At 58.8% G+C, this 15756-nt stretch carries 16 protein-coding genes; 4 read left to right on the forward strand and 12 right to left on the reverse strand.

Going from position 1 to position 15756, the window contains the following annotated elements; translation table 11 throughout:
• Positions 1–5: 5 nt before the first annotated feature.
• Positions 6–1019 (reverse strand): NAD(P)-dependent oxidoreductase, encoded by a 1014-nt coding sequence (locus tag ACQZ6D_RS20000; protein WP_448730172.1) that lies wholly within the window; start codon positions 1017–1019, stop codon positions 6–8.
• A gap of 54 nt (positions 1020–1073) precedes the next feature.
• Between ACQZ6D_RS20000 and ACQZ6D_RS20005 the strand changes: the two genes are divergently transcribed.
• Entirely contained in the window at positions 1074–1691 is a 618-nt protein-coding gene (locus ACQZ6D_RS20005) for a TetR/AcrR family transcriptional regulator (RefSeq protein WP_111790977.1), read from the forward strand.
• Between the two features lie 315 nt (positions 1692–2006).
• On the opposite strand, the gene ACQZ6D_RS20010 is transcribed toward ACQZ6D_RS20005, so the two are convergent.
• Positions 2007–2813: a GNAT family N-acetyltransferase gene (locus ACQZ6D_RS20010; RefSeq protein WP_448730171.1), complete on the reverse strand. Its 807-nt coding sequence runs from the start codon at positions 2811–2813 to the stop codon at positions 2007–2009.
• A 307-nt stretch (positions 2814–3120) separates the two neighbouring features.
• On the opposite strand from ACQZ6D_RS20010, the gene ACQZ6D_RS20015 reads away from it, so the two are divergent.
• The gene (locus ACQZ6D_RS20015; RefSeq protein ID WP_448730170.1) at positions 3121–5859 is read left to right on the forward strand and encodes an ATP-binding protein; all 2739 of its coding nucleotides are present in this window, start codon (positions 3121–3123) and stop codon (positions 5857–5859) included.
• 27 nt (positions 5860–5886) lie between these two features.
• On the opposite strand, the gene ACQZ6D_RS20020 is transcribed toward ACQZ6D_RS20015, so the two are convergent.
• From ACQZ6D_RS20020 to ACQZ6D_RS20045, 6 genes are all read right to left on the reverse strand, one after another.
• Complete coding sequence (locus tag ACQZ6D_RS20020; RefSeq protein WP_448730271.1) at positions 5887–6516, reverse strand: pyridoxamine 5'-phosphate oxidase family protein; 630 nt, start codon at positions 6514–6516, stop codon at positions 5887–5889.
• Between the two features lie 53 nt (positions 6517–6569).
• Positions 6570–7247 carry an isochorismatase family protein gene (locus ACQZ6D_RS20025; protein ID WP_019565661.1) on the reverse strand — a complete coding sequence of 226 codons (678 nt, stop codon included), beginning with the start codon at positions 7245–7247 and terminating at the stop codon, positions 6570–6572.
• 27 nt (positions 7248–7274) lie between these two features.
• The gene (locus tag ACQZ6D_RS20030; protein WP_448730169.1) at positions 7275–8147 is read right to left on the reverse strand and encodes an alpha/beta fold hydrolase; all 873 of its coding nucleotides are present in this window, start codon (positions 8145–8147) and stop codon (positions 7275–7277) included.
• Positions 8144–8890: an alpha/beta hydrolase gene (locus ACQZ6D_RS20035; RefSeq protein WP_448730168.1), complete on the reverse strand. Its 747-nt coding sequence runs from the start codon at positions 8888–8890 to the stop codon at positions 8144–8146. The genes ACQZ6D_RS20030 and ACQZ6D_RS20035 overlap by 4 nt, the downstream gene beginning before the upstream one ends.
• Before the next feature lie 64 nt (positions 8891–8954).
• Positions 8955–9926, reverse strand: a complete 972-nt coding sequence (locus tag ACQZ6D_RS20040; protein ID WP_448730167.1) for an alpha/beta fold hydrolase — start codon at positions 9924–9926, stop codon at positions 8955–8957.
• Between the two features lie 423 nt (positions 9927–10349).
• Positions 10350–11291: an AraC family transcriptional regulator gene (locus ACQZ6D_RS20045; RefSeq protein ID WP_111802207.1), complete on the reverse strand. Its 942-nt coding sequence runs from the start codon at positions 11289–11291 to the stop codon at positions 10350–10352.
• Positions 11292–11382: 91 nt separating this feature from the next.
• Here ACQZ6D_RS20045 and ACQZ6D_RS20050 point away from each other — a divergent pair, with 91 nt between their 5' ends.
• On the forward strand, positions 11383–12360 hold the full coding sequence (locus ACQZ6D_RS20050; RefSeq protein ID WP_019565666.1) for an oxidoreductase: 978 nt from the start codon (positions 11383–11385) through the stop codon (positions 12358–12360).
• 265 nt (positions 12361–12625) lie between these two features.
• Here ACQZ6D_RS20050 and ACQZ6D_RS20055 read toward each other — a convergent pair whose 3' ends face one another.
• From ACQZ6D_RS20055 to ACQZ6D_RS20070, 4 genes are all read right to left on the reverse strand, one after another.
• Complete coding sequence (locus tag ACQZ6D_RS20055) at positions 12626–13072, reverse strand: carboxymuconolactone decarboxylase family protein (protein WP_003517456.1); 447 nt, start codon at positions 13070–13072, stop codon at positions 12626–12628.
• A gap of 92 nt (positions 13073–13164) precedes the next feature.
• A complete protein-coding gene (locus tag ACQZ6D_RS20060) occupies positions 13165–13602 on the reverse strand; it encodes a cupin domain-containing protein (RefSeq protein WP_003517453.1) in 438 nt (145 codons plus the stop codon).
• 13 nt (positions 13603–13615) lie between these two features.
• Positions 13616–14368 (reverse strand): NAD(P)H-binding protein, encoded by a 753-nt coding sequence (locus ACQZ6D_RS20065; RefSeq protein ID WP_111802208.1) that lies wholly within the window; start codon positions 14366–14368, stop codon positions 13616–13618.
• Between the two features lie 11 nt (positions 14369–14379).
• Positions 14380–14892 carry an RrF2 family transcriptional regulator gene (locus ACQZ6D_RS20070; RefSeq protein WP_003517449.1) on the reverse strand — a complete coding sequence of 171 codons (513 nt, stop codon included), beginning with the start codon at positions 14890–14892 and terminating at the stop codon, positions 14380–14382.
• A gap of 282 nt (positions 14893–15174) precedes the next feature.
• On the opposite strand from ACQZ6D_RS20070, the gene ACQZ6D_RS20075 reads away from it, so the two are divergent.
• On the forward strand, positions 15175–15720 hold the full coding sequence (locus ACQZ6D_RS20075) for a TetR/AcrR family transcriptional regulator (RefSeq protein ID WP_236736277.1): 546 nt from the start codon (positions 15175–15177) through the stop codon (positions 15718–15720).
• The last annotated feature ends 36 nt before the right edge of the window (positions 15721–15756 follow it).

Here is a 15756-nt window from a genome sequence, read left to right on the forward strand (position 1 = left end):
ATCGGCTACAATTCAATGACTTCACCGCCTGATGCGCGAAGCCGATCAAAGTATGTGGAGTGGTCGATGAGCTGGGCTGGGAAATAGAGGCCCGGTCGGGGCGTATCGCCCGCGAGACCAGCCAAGCGTTCAAGAACGAGCGCGACACCCAGACCCGTTAGCGGCATCTGCCCCCCGGGGTGAACGATCGCGTGACGTTTCCGAAGCTGCTGCCCGGCGTGATCCAGGCCCGAAAGGTTGATAATGATTTCAGTCGATACCGGTCCGCCATTCCGGCGGGTGGAGCTCATTCCAATGGCCAGGTCGAACCGAATACCAGGAGCGCCGGTTGCGTTTGCCAACAACAAGACGTCGTTTGGCGAAAACACGTTCGCGTCCAACTCGGTGCCGTCGATTGCGCGCACCTTGGATCTGGTCTCGGCGCCATGGTACCATCGCCACGCGCCAACCGTTCTCAAAAGAGCGGCAGCACCCGCATACATCTGGCGCTCAAGATCTGCATTCGCTGCAGGTCCGAACGCATCCTGTTCATCGAGCACTGCCTCGATATGAATGTTTTCCAGACGACCAAATTCTCGGGCGAACAAGAGTGACGGTACGCTTGTCGCACCAACGAGCCATTCTGTACCAAGGACGACTGGCGCGGCGGTAGGTCTCTGCATGAATGTAGCAGTTTCCAAGCCCAGCTCGCTTATGCTTGGTGAGATGTTGACGTGCCCAACGCCCAATTGTTGGGCCCAGCGGAGAGCTGCCCCGGTTTTGTCCGTAAAGAGCGTTGCGACCGCCGAGACACGTTGCTCGCCTAGCCCCAGGTCAGAGGCAGTGAGGTCCACTACCACCGCAGACGCGCCGTCGACAGCTGCTGCTGCTCGTATCGCGCGTTGCTCGTCGCGACCGCCAATGAGGATTGGTACATCAGGATATTGCTCACGCAAGAAGCGTGTGGCCCATCGCCCAACCTCGCCGGCGCCGCCGATAATAAGTATTGGGTCGTGGAGACTTCCAGAAGCTTGTAACATCACGATACCTGTGGTTTACTGATTCCTACACATGGTAGGTTACTAAAAGTAGGTATGCAAGTGGAAAAGCAAAAAGCTGCCATCGACAATAGGACTAAAGGCCGACTTTCGAAGTCCGAGAGGCGTCAGCAGCTACTAGAGACGGCGCGCCTGATCGTTCGGGAAGAAGGTGCTGATCGGCTGACACTAGGTCACCTGGCAGTGCGGGCGGGCGTTTCCAAACCTGTGACCTACGAGCACTTCGAGACCAGAACGGGTTTGTTAATTGAACTCTATCGTTGGATAGACACCGAACGCATTGCCGCGTTTCGCACACTTATGGCTCAGGGAAATCGACCGGCGAAAGAGACTATATTGGCTTTGGCTAAAACTTATCTGGCCTGCGGAACCGACCAAGGTGACGAATTTCATGCTGTCGGCGCAGCGCTTGCAGGAAGCGAGGAGAAAGCCAACGTGTACCAAGAGCTAGTCGATGCTGTGATCGAAATGTTCATTGATGTTTTACGGCCTCACTCAAACTTTCAGCCGGAATCGCTGGCATTGGCCTGCGCGGCATTGGTTGCGGCAGGAGACGCGTTGACAAGCGCTGTTACACGGGGAAACTGCTCCGCTTCCGAGGCCGAGGGGGTGTTTTCGAATCTAATTGGAGCTGTGGCCAAGGGTAAAGCGTAGGTAGAGGTGCCGCTTCATATGGCCGAGAGATAGCCGAGTTGGGGAAGAGCATTCGCTGCCGAACTCTTCGGACATATTTATACGAGAAAACACCCAGCGCTGGCTCCTATGATGTCGACCTCCATAGAGCCGTCCTACGGACCGACTGCATTGGGAAGAAAGAAGCGTGCCAATGGTTGAAATCCTCTCAAGAGCCAAGGCATAAGCTTGCAATGTAGTGGCCCCATAAATATCCGTAGAGTCAGTCCCACTAAGCTGCCGAACCAAATCATATTGCTAATGCACGACCTTGGTCCTCTCTCGCCAGCAAGTATGTCATAAAATGAAGTTGCTGCGATTATAGATATGCACGAAACCCATTTTCGCTAGATTGGCGTTCGAGATGTTGGCCTTTTCGGCCGATGGCACTTCGGTCTCTACCACGAAAGTCGACACGCCACGGTCTGCGCCTTCCTTTAGACGAGCTTGAATTAGGGCCTTTTGTGAACCTCTATTTCGAAAGCTCGGCACGGTCGTTCCACCGCCGAGCCACGCGAAGGATCCTGAAGCGAACATCGCTCCTGTTCCCACGGGTGTGTCTCCATCCAACGCGTAGAAACAAGACCATCCGTCGCGTCCCACGATTGCTGCCCATAGAGCAGTGAGACTTTCCGGAAAGCCAAAACTGGCACACATCATGGCGCCGAATACCTCGGCTTCGTCGGGCCGAACTTTTCGTGTTTTCACGGTGCCTGGCGATGGAAGAGGGACCGTGTCCGTGGATCGCCGAAGCTTCGCCCATCCAGGTCCGTAGGCAACCAACCCCTTCGTCTCGATCCACTGTGTCAGCTCGTCCGATGCAGTGTCGGCATTGACTTGTAAGAACCGGTTCCCCGTCTTTCCCCTCATCCAGCTGTAGGCCTTGTCGAGATCTTCACGTGTGGTGAGGCCAAGGATACGGTTGAGGCCGATCGCAGGCGCGCTCGGTAGTGAGATCGTGCATCCACCATTCATGGAAACGCATGCGAACCGCTCCTCGTCCGTCAATCGGCCGCGGGCGGCCTTGTGCAGATCAATGAAAGCTTTGGCCTCAATGGCATCCTCCTGCGTGAGGCAGGGCTGATCAGAAGAACAAGAATCCAAGAGAGTACTCCAATGGCCGACACTTCGCCGAAAGCAGATAACGGAACTGTCGGATTAAAAATAGAACAATTTCATCGGCGAATCCTGCACGCCCGTCTGGGCCAGAAATGCCGTTGATGAGGATTTGCGCCGACTTTGGCGTTGAGCGATTTTGAGCGAGCTAGACGATCTTCCAACACCATCGAAGATCTGCGAAGAGGCCTGGCAACCTTCATCTTGAGCCAGCCTGCGGTGCAACCTGTCTCCATACGCCTTGAAAACTGGCCAGCGCGGTATATCGTTAAATTTTTTGAATTGTGAGAGCAGGGTGTCACACGATCTCGGGTTACAGACATTGTCGAAACAGACCGCTTTCCAGTTTGGAGATTTCCGTTTTCTGCCAGAAGCTCAATCCCTCCTGTACAAGGGGCAACCCGTCGGCCTCGGTGGGCGAGGTTTCGACATTCTGACCCTGCTCGTGGCGCGGGCGGGCGAGGTTGTCAGCAAAGCCGATCTGTTTGCGCATGTATGGCCAGATTATATCGTCCACGACCATAACCTGAAGGTCAATGTCGGCAACCTTCGACGCTCGCTGGCCGAACTTGATCCTTCTATGGAGTACATCGCAACCATTGCTGGGCGAGGTTACAAGTTCGTCGCCGCCTTGGAAAGCGATCGCCCGGCGCCAGCCCGGCAAGTGGTTGCCAGCACAAGCCATCATATCGCGGCACCACAGGTTCGGCCGCTCCTCGGCCGCGATGAAGCGACCCGGCAGATCTCGGAAAAGCTTGATCAAGCGGGTTACGTCACCATCGTCGGGCCAGGCGGCGCGGGAAAAACGTCTCTTGCGGTTACGGTTGCTGAGCAATCCTGCGGGGCAAACGAAGCCATCGCCTTTGCGGATCTCTCGACGCTGAGCGACCCGCGATTTGTGGTTCCGGCGATCGCGTCTGCCCTCGGCGTGTCGCTTGGGTTTGATGATCCCATCGCAGGCGTGATCGACGTCCTTCGCAGCAACCGGCTGCTTCTCATCATCGACAATTGCGAGCACGTTGTCGCGATGGCCGCGACGATCGTTGAGCGGATATCCGCGGACGTTCCTTCGGCGCGGATCATTGCGACCAGCCGCGAGCCGTTACGGACGCGGCACGAGCAGATTCATTTTCTCTCAGGATTGGCTTATCCGCACCAGACGACGACAATGTCCATCAGCGAGGCGCTACAGTTTCCGGCAATCCAGCTGTTCATTTCAAAGGCGTACGGCTTAGGCGATATAAAGCCTACTGATGAATATGTCCGCAGTGTTGTTTCGATCTGCTCACGGCTGGACGGCTTGGCACTCGCCATCGAACTGGCCGCCGGTACGGCCAGTGTTCTTGCACCCTCTGCGCTCGATGACCTCTTCAGGGATGGCTTTGATACGATGAACCGGGGAGCAAGGGATGCACCCTTGCGCCACCAATCCTTGGAGGCGACGCTCGACTGGAGCTATCGGCTTCTTCCTGACCGTGAGGCGGTCTTGCTCGGTCTGCTTTCGGTATTTTCCGGCCGTTTCAACTCCGACGACGTGGAGGCGATGTATTTCGCCGGCGCCCTAGAGCCGATGACCGGGCGAGACGCACTGTCGCAGCTCGTGGCAAAGTCGCTGGTATCAGCGGAATACGACGGCGGGACTGTGCATTACAGACTTGCCGAAAGCACGGGTGCCTATGCCGCGCGGCGTCTTTCAGGTTCCCTCTACAGAGAGAAGGCAAGACGACATTTTGCCGTTCGAACAAAGGACAAGCTGCAGATTGCCGAACGGGATTGGTCGTCGCAGACATCTCGCGAATGGCTCGGCAAATATCGGAGGCAGATCGACGACGTTCGCGCGGCCATCGGTTGGGCGTTTGATCCCGCAGGCGATGCGGCTTTGGGTGTCGAATTGGTGGTCGCTGCCTTGCCGCTGTGGCAAGAACTATCGGCGTTTAGGGAAATGCTGGAGGCCATCGACCTTGCCGGGTCAAACAGCGCTGCCCTCATGGGGCTCGCGCCACTGGGCCGAGCCAAGCTCTCCACGGCTCGGGCCTGGGCCATGACACTGGCGCGCCACATGCACCCGCAAACCGATGATGCTTGGCGCGAAAGCATCTTTCATGCGAACGGGTCGCGCGACGCGGAATTTGAAATACGATCGGTGTGCGGACAGGCCGTTTTTCTGGCCTATTCCGGCCGGCCCCGCACGGCATTGCGCAGCATGAACGAGTTTGCGGCAGCAAAGGCTCTGGACTGGACGACGGCGCCCGACGGCAAACGACTTTTAGCGCATATCAAGATCTATGCAGGCGAGTTCAATTCGGCATCGGCCGACCTGGAGGCGCTGATGGATGATTGGGGTCACCTTGAGGAAGGGCATGGCTTGTCCAGGTTCCAGGTCGATTTGCCTGCCGGTATTCGTTTCTCTCAGGCATTTCTGTCTTGGTTACAAGGTGATTCTGATCGTGCCTCCCGGCTGGCCGGTCAGGCGATCGATCGTGCCGCCGATCTCGATCACATGATCTCCTTGGGCAATGCAATTTCGCTTGCGGCCCTTCCGATCGCTTTCGTGGAGGGTGATCTCGAAACTGCTTCGCGGCTTCAGCAACAACTGGCCGACGTCAGCCGGCGAGAAAGTGTCGGCATTTACGAGGGGACAGCCAAGTTTTTCGCCGGTGCTATCCAGTCCTCTCGAGGTGAGCAGGCAGGCTTTACCCTGATGCAAGACAGTATCAACGGATTGCTTCGGGGGAACTGGCGTGCTCGCGTGCCCTTCTACCGGAGCCTGTTGGCGGAGGCATATCTTGCCGCAGGCGAACTGCAGCTTGCTGAGGATAGTCTGTTCGCCGTGCTTGCAGAAACTGGCATACGAGAAGAGCGTTGGTGGCATCCGGATCTTTGGCGCGTTGCGGGAATGATTGCAGCCGGAAACAGGCGGCCCGACAAGGCGATGGGCTATTTCCAGACGTCATTGGATTGCGCCCGCGCAATGGGTGCAGGTGCCGCTACCAAACGGACCCAGCTTGCCGTCGGTGCAACGGACTTTGGTTGACCTTGCTGCATTCTCCTCGGTTCGTGCTCAATCTTTTCGTCGCGAATCGAGGCGCTCCCGCAGTGACGCATTTTCCTGCTCAAGCTGAGCGACCTTGTCCAGAAGATGTCGAGAGGCGGCCAAAAATTCGGCTTGGGTGTAACGAGGCACGATATGCTGCGGACAGTTCCAGTCGAACGCCTCGAGCTTCAACCTGAAAATGCGTTCAGCCTTGGCTCCATAAGCACCATCGGTGATGGCCTCGGTAAGTACCGGATCGGCGTCAAGGGCCAGCTTCTCGGCACGGGCATAGATCTTCAGCCGGGTGCGCGCGGGGTAGTCGATCAGGAACAGGCATGTCCGGTCGTTTTCTGTCAGATTGCCGGTGGTGATATATTGATGATTGCCGCGGTAATCGACGAAGGCGAGGGTGCGATCGTCGAGGACCTTGAGAAAGCCGGCAGGCCCGCCTCTATGCTGAACGTAAGGCCAGCCTGTTTCCGAAACGGAGGCCATGTAGAAGCTGTCGCGCTGTGCGATAAACGCGGTCTCCTGTGCCGTGAACCGGTCGAATTCGCGGTGTCCCTTGAAGTCGGACCAGAAATGATCCGCTCCCATTTCCGCTTGCGCCCTGCGAACTGAAGGCGTGATCGCGATATCCATGAAACCGTAACTTATATCGTATCTCCCTAAAGTGTGCTCTGTTCGCAGGGCGTCGGATGCACAAAGTACTAGATTGCCTCTCTAGCGGCCTGCTGCGCGCGGGCATAGCTCTCGGCCACGGCGGCATAGTTCGGTGCGGCAAGTCCGTAGAGCTTGCCAAGCTCGGCAGCCTCGGGACGCGCCCAGGTGCGGTGAAGCTCAGACAGCAATGCATTGGTCGATGTCGGCTTGACGCCGCCCTGCACGAAGCGGGCAAGTGAAATCCGCGAGGCCATTTCGCTCGGATCCCCCGAGGCATCAAGCACCGCATAGACATCGTAGCCAGCAGCGCGGGCATCGAGCGCCGGAAACATCACGCAGACACTGGTCCAGACGCCTGCCATGATGAGAGTTTTGCGGCCGGTTGCGCGAACCGTTGCGACGAAATCGTCATTGTCCCAGGCGTTTACTTCTCCCTTGCGCGGCACATAGTCGGCGTGCGGCGCCAATTCATGGATCTCGGGCATCAGTGGACCATTGGTGCCGGCAGGTTCCGAAGCAGTGGTGATCACCGGGATGTTCAAGAGAGTGGCTAGCCTGGCGATCATCTCCACATTCCGGCGCAGATCAGACACGGATATGTCCTTGACCGTCTGGAACAGCCCCGACTGATGATCGAGAAGCAGGATCAGCGCGTCGGAGGGATCGATGAGGGCTGCGCCGCCGCCGGTGGGAAGGACGCTCGGCTTGGATTTGCTGTTGTACATGGTCATTTTCCTTTTCTTGGGTTCCAATTAACGGATCAGGTTTCGGGCGAGGAAGTCGCGCATGACCGGGATCATCTCGTCCGCCTTGTCCTCCAGGGCGAAATGTCCCGTATCAAAAAAATGAAGCTCGGCTTCGGGCAGGTCGCGGAGGAAGGCGCGTGCGCCTTCCGGCAGGAAGATGGGATCATTTTCGCCCCACAGGATCAGGGCTGGCGGCTGATGGGCGCGGAAATAGGCGTGGAAGTCGGGGTAGAGCCCGACATTGGTCCTATAGTCGTAGATGATGTCCAGCTGGATGTCCGTGCTGCCCGGGCGGTCGAGGAAGAGCTGATCGTATAACCATGCCGCCGGATCGATCCGCGTCTCATCTTTTGTGCCAGTGAGATATTGGAAACGTGTGCCGTCAAGCGATAGAAAAGGCCGCAGCGCGTCGCGGTTTACCGGGCCGTTGTCGGCCCAGTAAGCCCGCGTCACCCCCCAGAAATCCCCCATGCCGTCTTCATAGGCGTTGCCGTTCTGGACGATCAGGGCGGTCACCCGATCCGGATGCGCGAGCGCCAGACGAAACCCGGTTGGCGCGCCATAATCCATGACATAGAGCGCGTAGCGTTCGGCGCCCAGCTGTTCGAGGAGACCGGCGATGACATCCGAGAAAGTGGCAAAGCTGTATTCGAATTCGCTGGAAGACGGCATTGCCGACAGACCGAACCCCGGAAGGTCGGGCGCAATCACATGATAGTGGTTGGCAAGCGCTGGGATGAGGTTGCGGTACATGTGCGAAGAGCTTGGAAAGCCGTGCAGCAACACCACGACAGGGGCGCCTTTCTCTCCAGCCTCGCGGTAGAAAATTTCCACGCCTTCAACGCTGGTGGTTCGGTGATGGGTGACGGGCCGGGTCATTGTCCGGCACCTTCGGTCGGCGTTGCGGCCAAGGCGGCGGCTGCGATGAACGCCGCGACGTCCTGCGGGTGCGACAGCATCGCGGCGTGACTGCTGTTGATCTCGGTGATCGCAGCACTCGCACGCTTGGCCATCCGGCGCTGCGCGCTAGGCGGCACCATCCTGTCGGCGGAAGCGACGAGATAGAAGCTGGGTTTGGTCTTCCAAGCTGCGTGGGTAAGGGGTGCTATGACCGCTGCAAGGCCCCAGGGCAACTGCGCCGCCGCCATGAAGCGCGTGGTCGTGATGTCGACATCGGCGGCAAATGCTTCCGGAAAGCTGGCAGGATCGACAACGAGGTAGCCGTCCTGCGGCGGCAGCAACGGTGCCTTCGTTTCGCCGGGCTCTTCCGGAGCTTCGTTCAGAGCGGCGACGGATTCGCCCGCATCCGGCACGAAAGCCGCGATGTAGGCCAAAGCCTGGACTTTCGGGTTGACGCCAGCCTCGGTGATGACGGCTCCACCGTAGCTGTGGCGCACCAGGAGAACCGGGTGGCGAGCCGCGACAATCAGGCGCTCGGTCACGGCAACGTCGCCTTCAAGTGAGGTCGTCGGGTGTTGAGCGACGAGCACTTCAAAGCCGCGGTCGACAAGTTCGCCATGGACCTGTTGCCATCCGGAGCCATCGACAAATGCGCCGTGCACGAGGACGATCGAGAGGGACGGGGCACCAGCTGTCTGGGTGCCCGAAACGGGACTGGTCATGATCTTTTCCTTTGATGGGGGAAGTTGCGGGGCCGCTGGCCCCGCGGAACGGATTGGCTATCGATCAGTTGCAAACCTTGCGGTCGAGGAAATCCCGGATGAGCGGCACCATCACATCGAGCTTGTCTTCGAGGGCGAAATGGCCGCTATCGAGAATGTGCATCTCGGCATTCGGGAGATCGCGAAGATAGGGGTGCGCGCCAGGTTCCGGAAAGATCTTGTCGTTCTTGCCCCAGACGATCAGCGTTGGCGGTTGGTTGTCGCGGAAGAAGGCCTGGAATTGCGGGTAAAGCGGTACATTGCTGCCGTAGTCGCCCAGGAGATCCAGCTGGATGTCCTTGTTGCCCGGCCGGTCGAGCAAGGCCTGATCGACGACCCAGTTGTCGGGGCTGATATGTGAGACATCGCCCATTCCGTCGGTATACTGGAATTTCGTGGTTTCGAGCGTAACCAGACCGGCGAGCGCTTCCCGGCGTTCCGGCGTCTTCTCGGCCCAATAGGCCTTGATCGGATCCCAGAACGCGGCGAGGCCTTCGGTATAGGCGTTGCCATTCTGCACGATCAGGGTTTCAACCCGCTCGGGATGTTTGAGCGCGAGCCGGTATCCGATCGGTGCGCCGTAATCCATCACATACATGCTGTAGCGATCGGCGCCGACTTTTTCTGTCAGCTTGTCGACGACGTTGGTCAGGTTCTCGAATGTGTAGGAAAATTTGGTGTGGTCGGGCGCATCACTCTGACCGTAGCCGGGATAGTCAGGCGCGATCACGCGGTAGCGGTCTGCAAGCAGCGGAATGAGGTTGCGGAACATATGGGACGAGGTCGGAAATCCGTGCAGAAGCAGTAGCACCGGTGCGTCTTTGGGGCCGGCTTCACGATAAAAGACTTTTACGCCATCTATCGTCGTGTTTTTGTACTGAATGACGGGAACGGCTTTCGCGGCGATGACTGGGGTGTTCGGCACGCAGCGGGCTTCAGCCGCAACGGGAGAGATGGCCATGAGAAGTGCGACAGTGGCGAGCAGATGCTTTTTCATGATGCTTTCCTTTTCCAAATTGGGTGCCGATCCACATCAGCGCCTCTGGAAAAAGGACTAGCACCGCCGGTCCTCGGGCCTGGGATAAATAAGGGTAAAAAGTTGAACAGTTGGCCGTCAAAGCACTAACAATGAGCAGCGTGAATGGCTCGATCCAAACGAAAGCCGATCCGTTTAAGCAGCCTCATGGGAAGCTCTCCACGTCTGCGGTTCTTTAAACGACCGATAGCTTTGACGGTCATAGAGAGTGTTTTTGCGGTAGGATCAGCGTGATAAGTTGTTCGGTTTGCCGGTTCTGGGTTCGATTCCTGTCAAGGCGTATGATGCGGAGTGTGTCCAAATTGAAAGCGGTCGCAAACAATGAGGACTTGCTGCAACGCTGCATCTGCCTGCGCACCAGACCGGCTAGTGGCAAACCAGCAGTCACGACTTGACAACCTCACTCTGCATCTTGTTGCGATACAGGGAACGGTAACGCGCCGGCGATTGGCCGATGGCGCGGCGGAAGCTGGCGGCAAAAGCGCTGTCGGATCCATAGCCGAGCGACTGTGCAATCCGTGGTAGTGGCTCGTTGCCACGCCGCAGCCGGGCGGCGGCAAGCCGCATCCTCCAGTTCGCGAGATAGTCGATCGGCGATGCTCCGACGGTGGCACGAAATCTTTCGGCAAATCCGGAGCGGGACTGGCCGGCAAGAGACGCCAGTGCTTCTACCGTCCAGCGGCGCGATGGATCGGCGTGGATTGCCCGCAGTGCCGGAGCCAGGCGGGCATCCGCAAGGCCGGCGAGCCAGCCGGGATGCTGTGATGTCTGGCGCGCCATATAGGCACGCAGGACGTGGATAAATACCAGCCGCAGCAGGTCGTTGCAGGCGACGCGAGCACCCGGTGCTGCGCTGTTCCACTCCAGGTCCAACTGTTCGAGCAGCCAGCCAATCGGTCCGGCCTCTTCGTGGTCAATCACTACAACAGGCGGCAGGGCGTCGGTGAGGAGTGAGCCATCGACGGTATCGAGGTTGACGCTGCCGCCGAGGAGCACGAAATCCCGACCATCGCCCACTGAGACATCGAGATTACCCCCGGCGAATACCTCTGCCGCCGCTATCGGCGTCACGTTGGGATCGCTGCAAAGCGTAAACGCCTTGCCGCTGACCACAAGACAATCGCCGGCTTCAATGCGCAACGGTGCCTCTCCCTCCGAGATCAGCCAGGCAACGCCTTCACGGACTGCGTTGAACTTGAGGTAGCCCGGTGGTGGAAAAGCAACAGACCACGCGCCTCCGGCTGCAAAACGCACGGAGAACAGCGCACGCGCATTGATGGCGCTGAGCACGTCGGACAGGGGATCCTGGATGTTTTGGACGATCACGACAGAAATCCGGATCCTGCAGGCTGGGGACTCCGAGAAGCTACCCGATATAGGGGACGGACACCAGAGCCACAAATGAAGGAGTAACAACATGTCCGAACAGAAACCTATTGGATCTCGTTTCAGCGCATCCAGCACGGCACGCGAGGTCACCGAGGGTATCGACCTTTCCGGCAAGACGGCGATTGTCACCGGCGGCTATTCCGGTCTCGGCGTCGAGACGACGCGGGCGCTCGCTGGTGCCGGCGCTCGTGTCATCGTACCGGCTCGCAATCGCGAAAAGGCCGAACGCACACTTGCCGGTATCGACAATGTTGTTATCGAAGCGATGGATCTTGCGGATCCCGCATCGGTTGCCGCCTTTGTTGACAGGATCGTTGCGGCGGGCATGCCCATCTCAATCCTGGTCAACAGCGCCGGCATCATGGCGACGCCGCTTGCCCGGGATCAGGCTGGGCACGAGAGCCAGTTTGCCACCAATCATCTCGGCCATTTCCGGTTGGTTGCAGGCCTGTGGCCTGCGCTGGTCAAGGCTGGCAACGCGCGGGTGGTCTCTGTGTCATCGCGCGGCCATCAAATCGGTCCAGTCGATTTCGACGACATTGATTTCAAGGCTCGCCCTTATGACAAGTGGCAGGCCTATGGCCAGGCGAAGACGGCGAATGCTCTGTTCGCGCTTGAACTTGATCGGCTTGGAGCAGGGTGTGGCGTACGGTCATTTTCCTTGCACCCGGGCATCATCCTGACCGATCTCGCCCGCCATCTTACCGAAGACGAGATCAACTCTTTTGATGTCTACGATGAGGATGGCAATCGTCGAGTCGATCCATCGCGTGATCTCAAGACGCCGGAACAAGGGGCGGCAACAAGCGTCTGGGCAGCAACGCGACCCGAACTCAACGGTATTGGTGGCGTCTACTGCGAAGATTGCGAAGTCGCCCTGCCGCAGGCGGAGACGGATGGGACCAGAGGTGTGGCGCCTTGGGCCATGGATCCACAGGCTGCTGAACGGCTCTGGCTGCTTTCTGAGCATTTAACGGGCTTGTCAGTAGGTGATCGTCGAGGCTGAGCGCATATCGGCACACGAGTGATTTGCGGTGTTGTCAGGCGAGGCCTTCGGTCAGTCGAAGGCCTGCTACATCGTGGTCAGTCGGTTCCACGCAGGAGTAAAACAGCGGCTCACCTTCATAAACACTCTGAAGTGTTCGATCCGGATAATGCCTTCCGTGTCTGGGAGATGGCGACCGGGATGGTCGCATCTGCAGGTCGAAACACCCTGTCGGACCTCGACGGCCCGGCAGGGAGGTGCCTATGCGGTTGCACTGCTCGCGCGATCACGCCTTGGCTGCAACCGGAAGCCGGAATGGCGCTCCGAGACGATTGAACGCGTTCATCGCAGCGATCGTGATCGTCAGATCGACGAGGTCCTTCGGTTCGAAAGCTGCGGCTGCGGCGGCATAGGCCTCGTCCGAGGCGTGGGTCTGGCTGACATTCGTGACTTCTTCAGCCCAGGCCAGTGCTGCTCGTTCCTGGTCGCTAAACAGGTGAGGCACCTCATCCCAGACAGGAACAAGCGTGATCTTATCGACGGACATCGTCTTGCGCAGATCGCGACTATGCATGTCGATGCAATGGGCGCAGCCGTTGATCTGCGACACGCGCAGGAAGACGAGATGAATCAGCTCCTCAGGCAAGTTCGTTTTCTTGGTGACGTAGTGATGGACGCCGAAGAGCGCCTTGGCACCCTCGGGGGCGACTTCGGACCAGTTCATGCGGGACATTTTGTTTTCCTTTCTCGTGGACACGGTTCTCCGTTCGCCGGAGAAACCGTCGTTGCGTGTGCTAGGTGAGGGGGTAGGTCTGGTAGGTAGCGCTACGGCTTTCGCGGCGTCGTCAGGGCGGTGTCATCGGTATCGACGACGAAGACGGCAAGCAGCTTCGCCGGCTCGGTCTTGCTGGCGTTGGCGCTGACGTCGTGGCGGTCGCCCGGCAGCTCGGTGAAGTTCTGCCCGGCGATGAAGGTCTTCGTCTCGCCACCGTTCACGGCGCTTTGGATGGCGCCTTCGAGAACCGTCGCATAGATCAAGGCGGATTTTGCATGCGTATGAGCGGAACTGTAGCCGCCGGGGCCGTACTCGACGAGGACGCCCTTCACGCTCTTTCCGGGAACGTCCGGGAGGGGATGCTCGTAAACCAGCGTCACCTTCGCGTCCTTCGTGTCATATGCAAGTCCAGGCTTGGCAACGTCATGAGCGGAAGCTGTGGCCAGAGAGACCGCAAGGGCTGAAGCGGCATGGAGGATGGTCTTCATGATTGTTTCCCTCCTATGTTCTGAGCCACTCGGCGATCGTGATCGCACCCTTGACGTAGTCTCCGTCGGGAACCAGTGAGCCGGCGACAACGGGAGCGCCGAAGTAGTCAACGGCGGCGTCGGCGTTGACCGGGCGAGCGTCGCCCTTGGCGTCGAGATAGGTCCCGATGAAGGATTCGAACGGTCCCCGTTCGGGCCCGGCAAGATCGACGGATCCGTTCTTCGGCTCCCCGAGCGCGGCTTCCACCAAAGCAGCGGCGACGTCGTCGGCCGCGATCGGCTGGAAGTCGATATCCGGGACTTTCACTGCGCCGTCGGCCGAGTAGGCGCCCACCAGTGTCTCCGTGAATTCGTGGAACTGTGTCGCGCGCACAATGGTGTAGGCCTGGCCCGATGCTGCGACGGCGTATTCTTGGGCGAGTTTGCCGGCCATGTATGAGTTCGCGGCGAGGCGGTCCGCGTTGACGATCGAGAGGACGACGTGATGGCGCACGCCCGCGGCTTGTTCGGCACGTGTCAGGTTTCGGCTCGACTTGTCGAAGAAGTCGGTGATGACGGCCTTATCGAAAGACATCATGTTCGACACGTCGATGACGGCGTCGGCGCCCGTAAGAGCCTCGGCCAGTCCTTCGCCCGTGTAGGCATTAATCCCGTTGCGGGAGCTTGCGACGACGGCTTCGTGGCCGGCGTCCTGTAGCAGCTTCACTGCCTTCGAGCCGATCAGGCCCGTGCCGCCGATGACGACGACCTTCTTCATCTTGGTCATGGTGCTTTCTCCTATGACGAGGCGCGATTGCCCGTCTTGCGTTCGTGGAGTTCAAGGAAGGCGCATCCCCGGGCGGCGATGCCACCGTCGTCGAATGCACCAAGGTCCGCCAGAAGGTCCGCGACGGACACCTTGGCGAGTTCTGCGCGATAGGCCTTCTCGGCTTTCAGCATCGCGGCGTTGATTTGGCAGGGCTTAGTGAAGTAGCGCGCCGGAAGTGGATTCGGCCCGCGCTGGCGGATCTCGGCGCACCGGAAGGCGGGCGCTGGTCCTTCGACCGCGAGGACGATGTCGAGCATCGTGATGTCCTTTGGCGCCTTGGCCAGCCGATATCCACCCTTCGGACCCGGCGTCGTTGCGACGATCCCGGCGCCGGAAAGCGCCTGCAGATGCTTGAGGAGGTAGCTCGTCGATACGCCGTGGAGTTCAGCCAGTGCTGCCGCCGACAGGACGCCGTCTTCGGACAGCCCCGCCAGGAATGCCGTGCAGTGAATGGCCTGCTCGACGCCTTCGCTCAGTTTCATGGTGCATCTCCTAATCGTGGATATAAAATATCCACGATTAACTTCGATGTCAATCCGGGATCACGTAGACCGCTCAAAATTCGGAATATGACAGAAAACCGCGCTCCGGCGGCCGGGGCTTGCCATAGTCAGGAAGCTCGCACTCTCATCGACGCCCGAACATGTTGCACTTGCCCCGGAATATCTCCGCCGCATGGTGGGAATTTAATTATTGACTGATCAATCAATAATTGGTACGTCGTCCGCATGGCAAGACCGAGAGAATTTGACCGCGACGCAGCGTTGGAGAAAGCCCTGAGGGTGTTCTGGGCAAAGGGATTTGCCGCGACCTCTACCGATGATCTGCGTGTGGCGATGGGCATCGGCAGACAAAGCCTCTACGGCGCATTTGGCGACAAACGTACTCTTTATCTGGAAGCGCTGGATACCTATCAGCAGCGGACAAACACTGGGCATGTCATGAGGTTGAGCGGCCCGACATCGCCTATAAAAGGCATCGAAGACCTGCTTTCCGGTCTTGTGTCGGAAGACGATTGCGAGCGGGCGCTGGGGTGCATGGGGGTTGGATCAGTTGGCGAGTTTGGCGTGACAGACCCGGACCTTAATTCGCGCCGCAACTCTGCCAGTGCGGCGTTAGGTCGACGCATATTGGAGAGAGTGTTGGAGGGGCAGCGTTCGGGGGAAATCAATCCCGTTCTCGACGCTGAAGAAACTACCGCGTTCATTCAGATGACGATGACCGGCCTGCAGGTGGCTGCGCGTGGCGGCGCAAAAGCTCTCGATCTGAAGGCGATGGCACGATTTGCAACACAGCGTCTAAAACCATAACGCGGCCTCCGCAACAAGGAGGCTTTTGATTTGCTC

Source organism: Agrobacterium sp. 22-3639C2 (assembly GCF_053522105.1).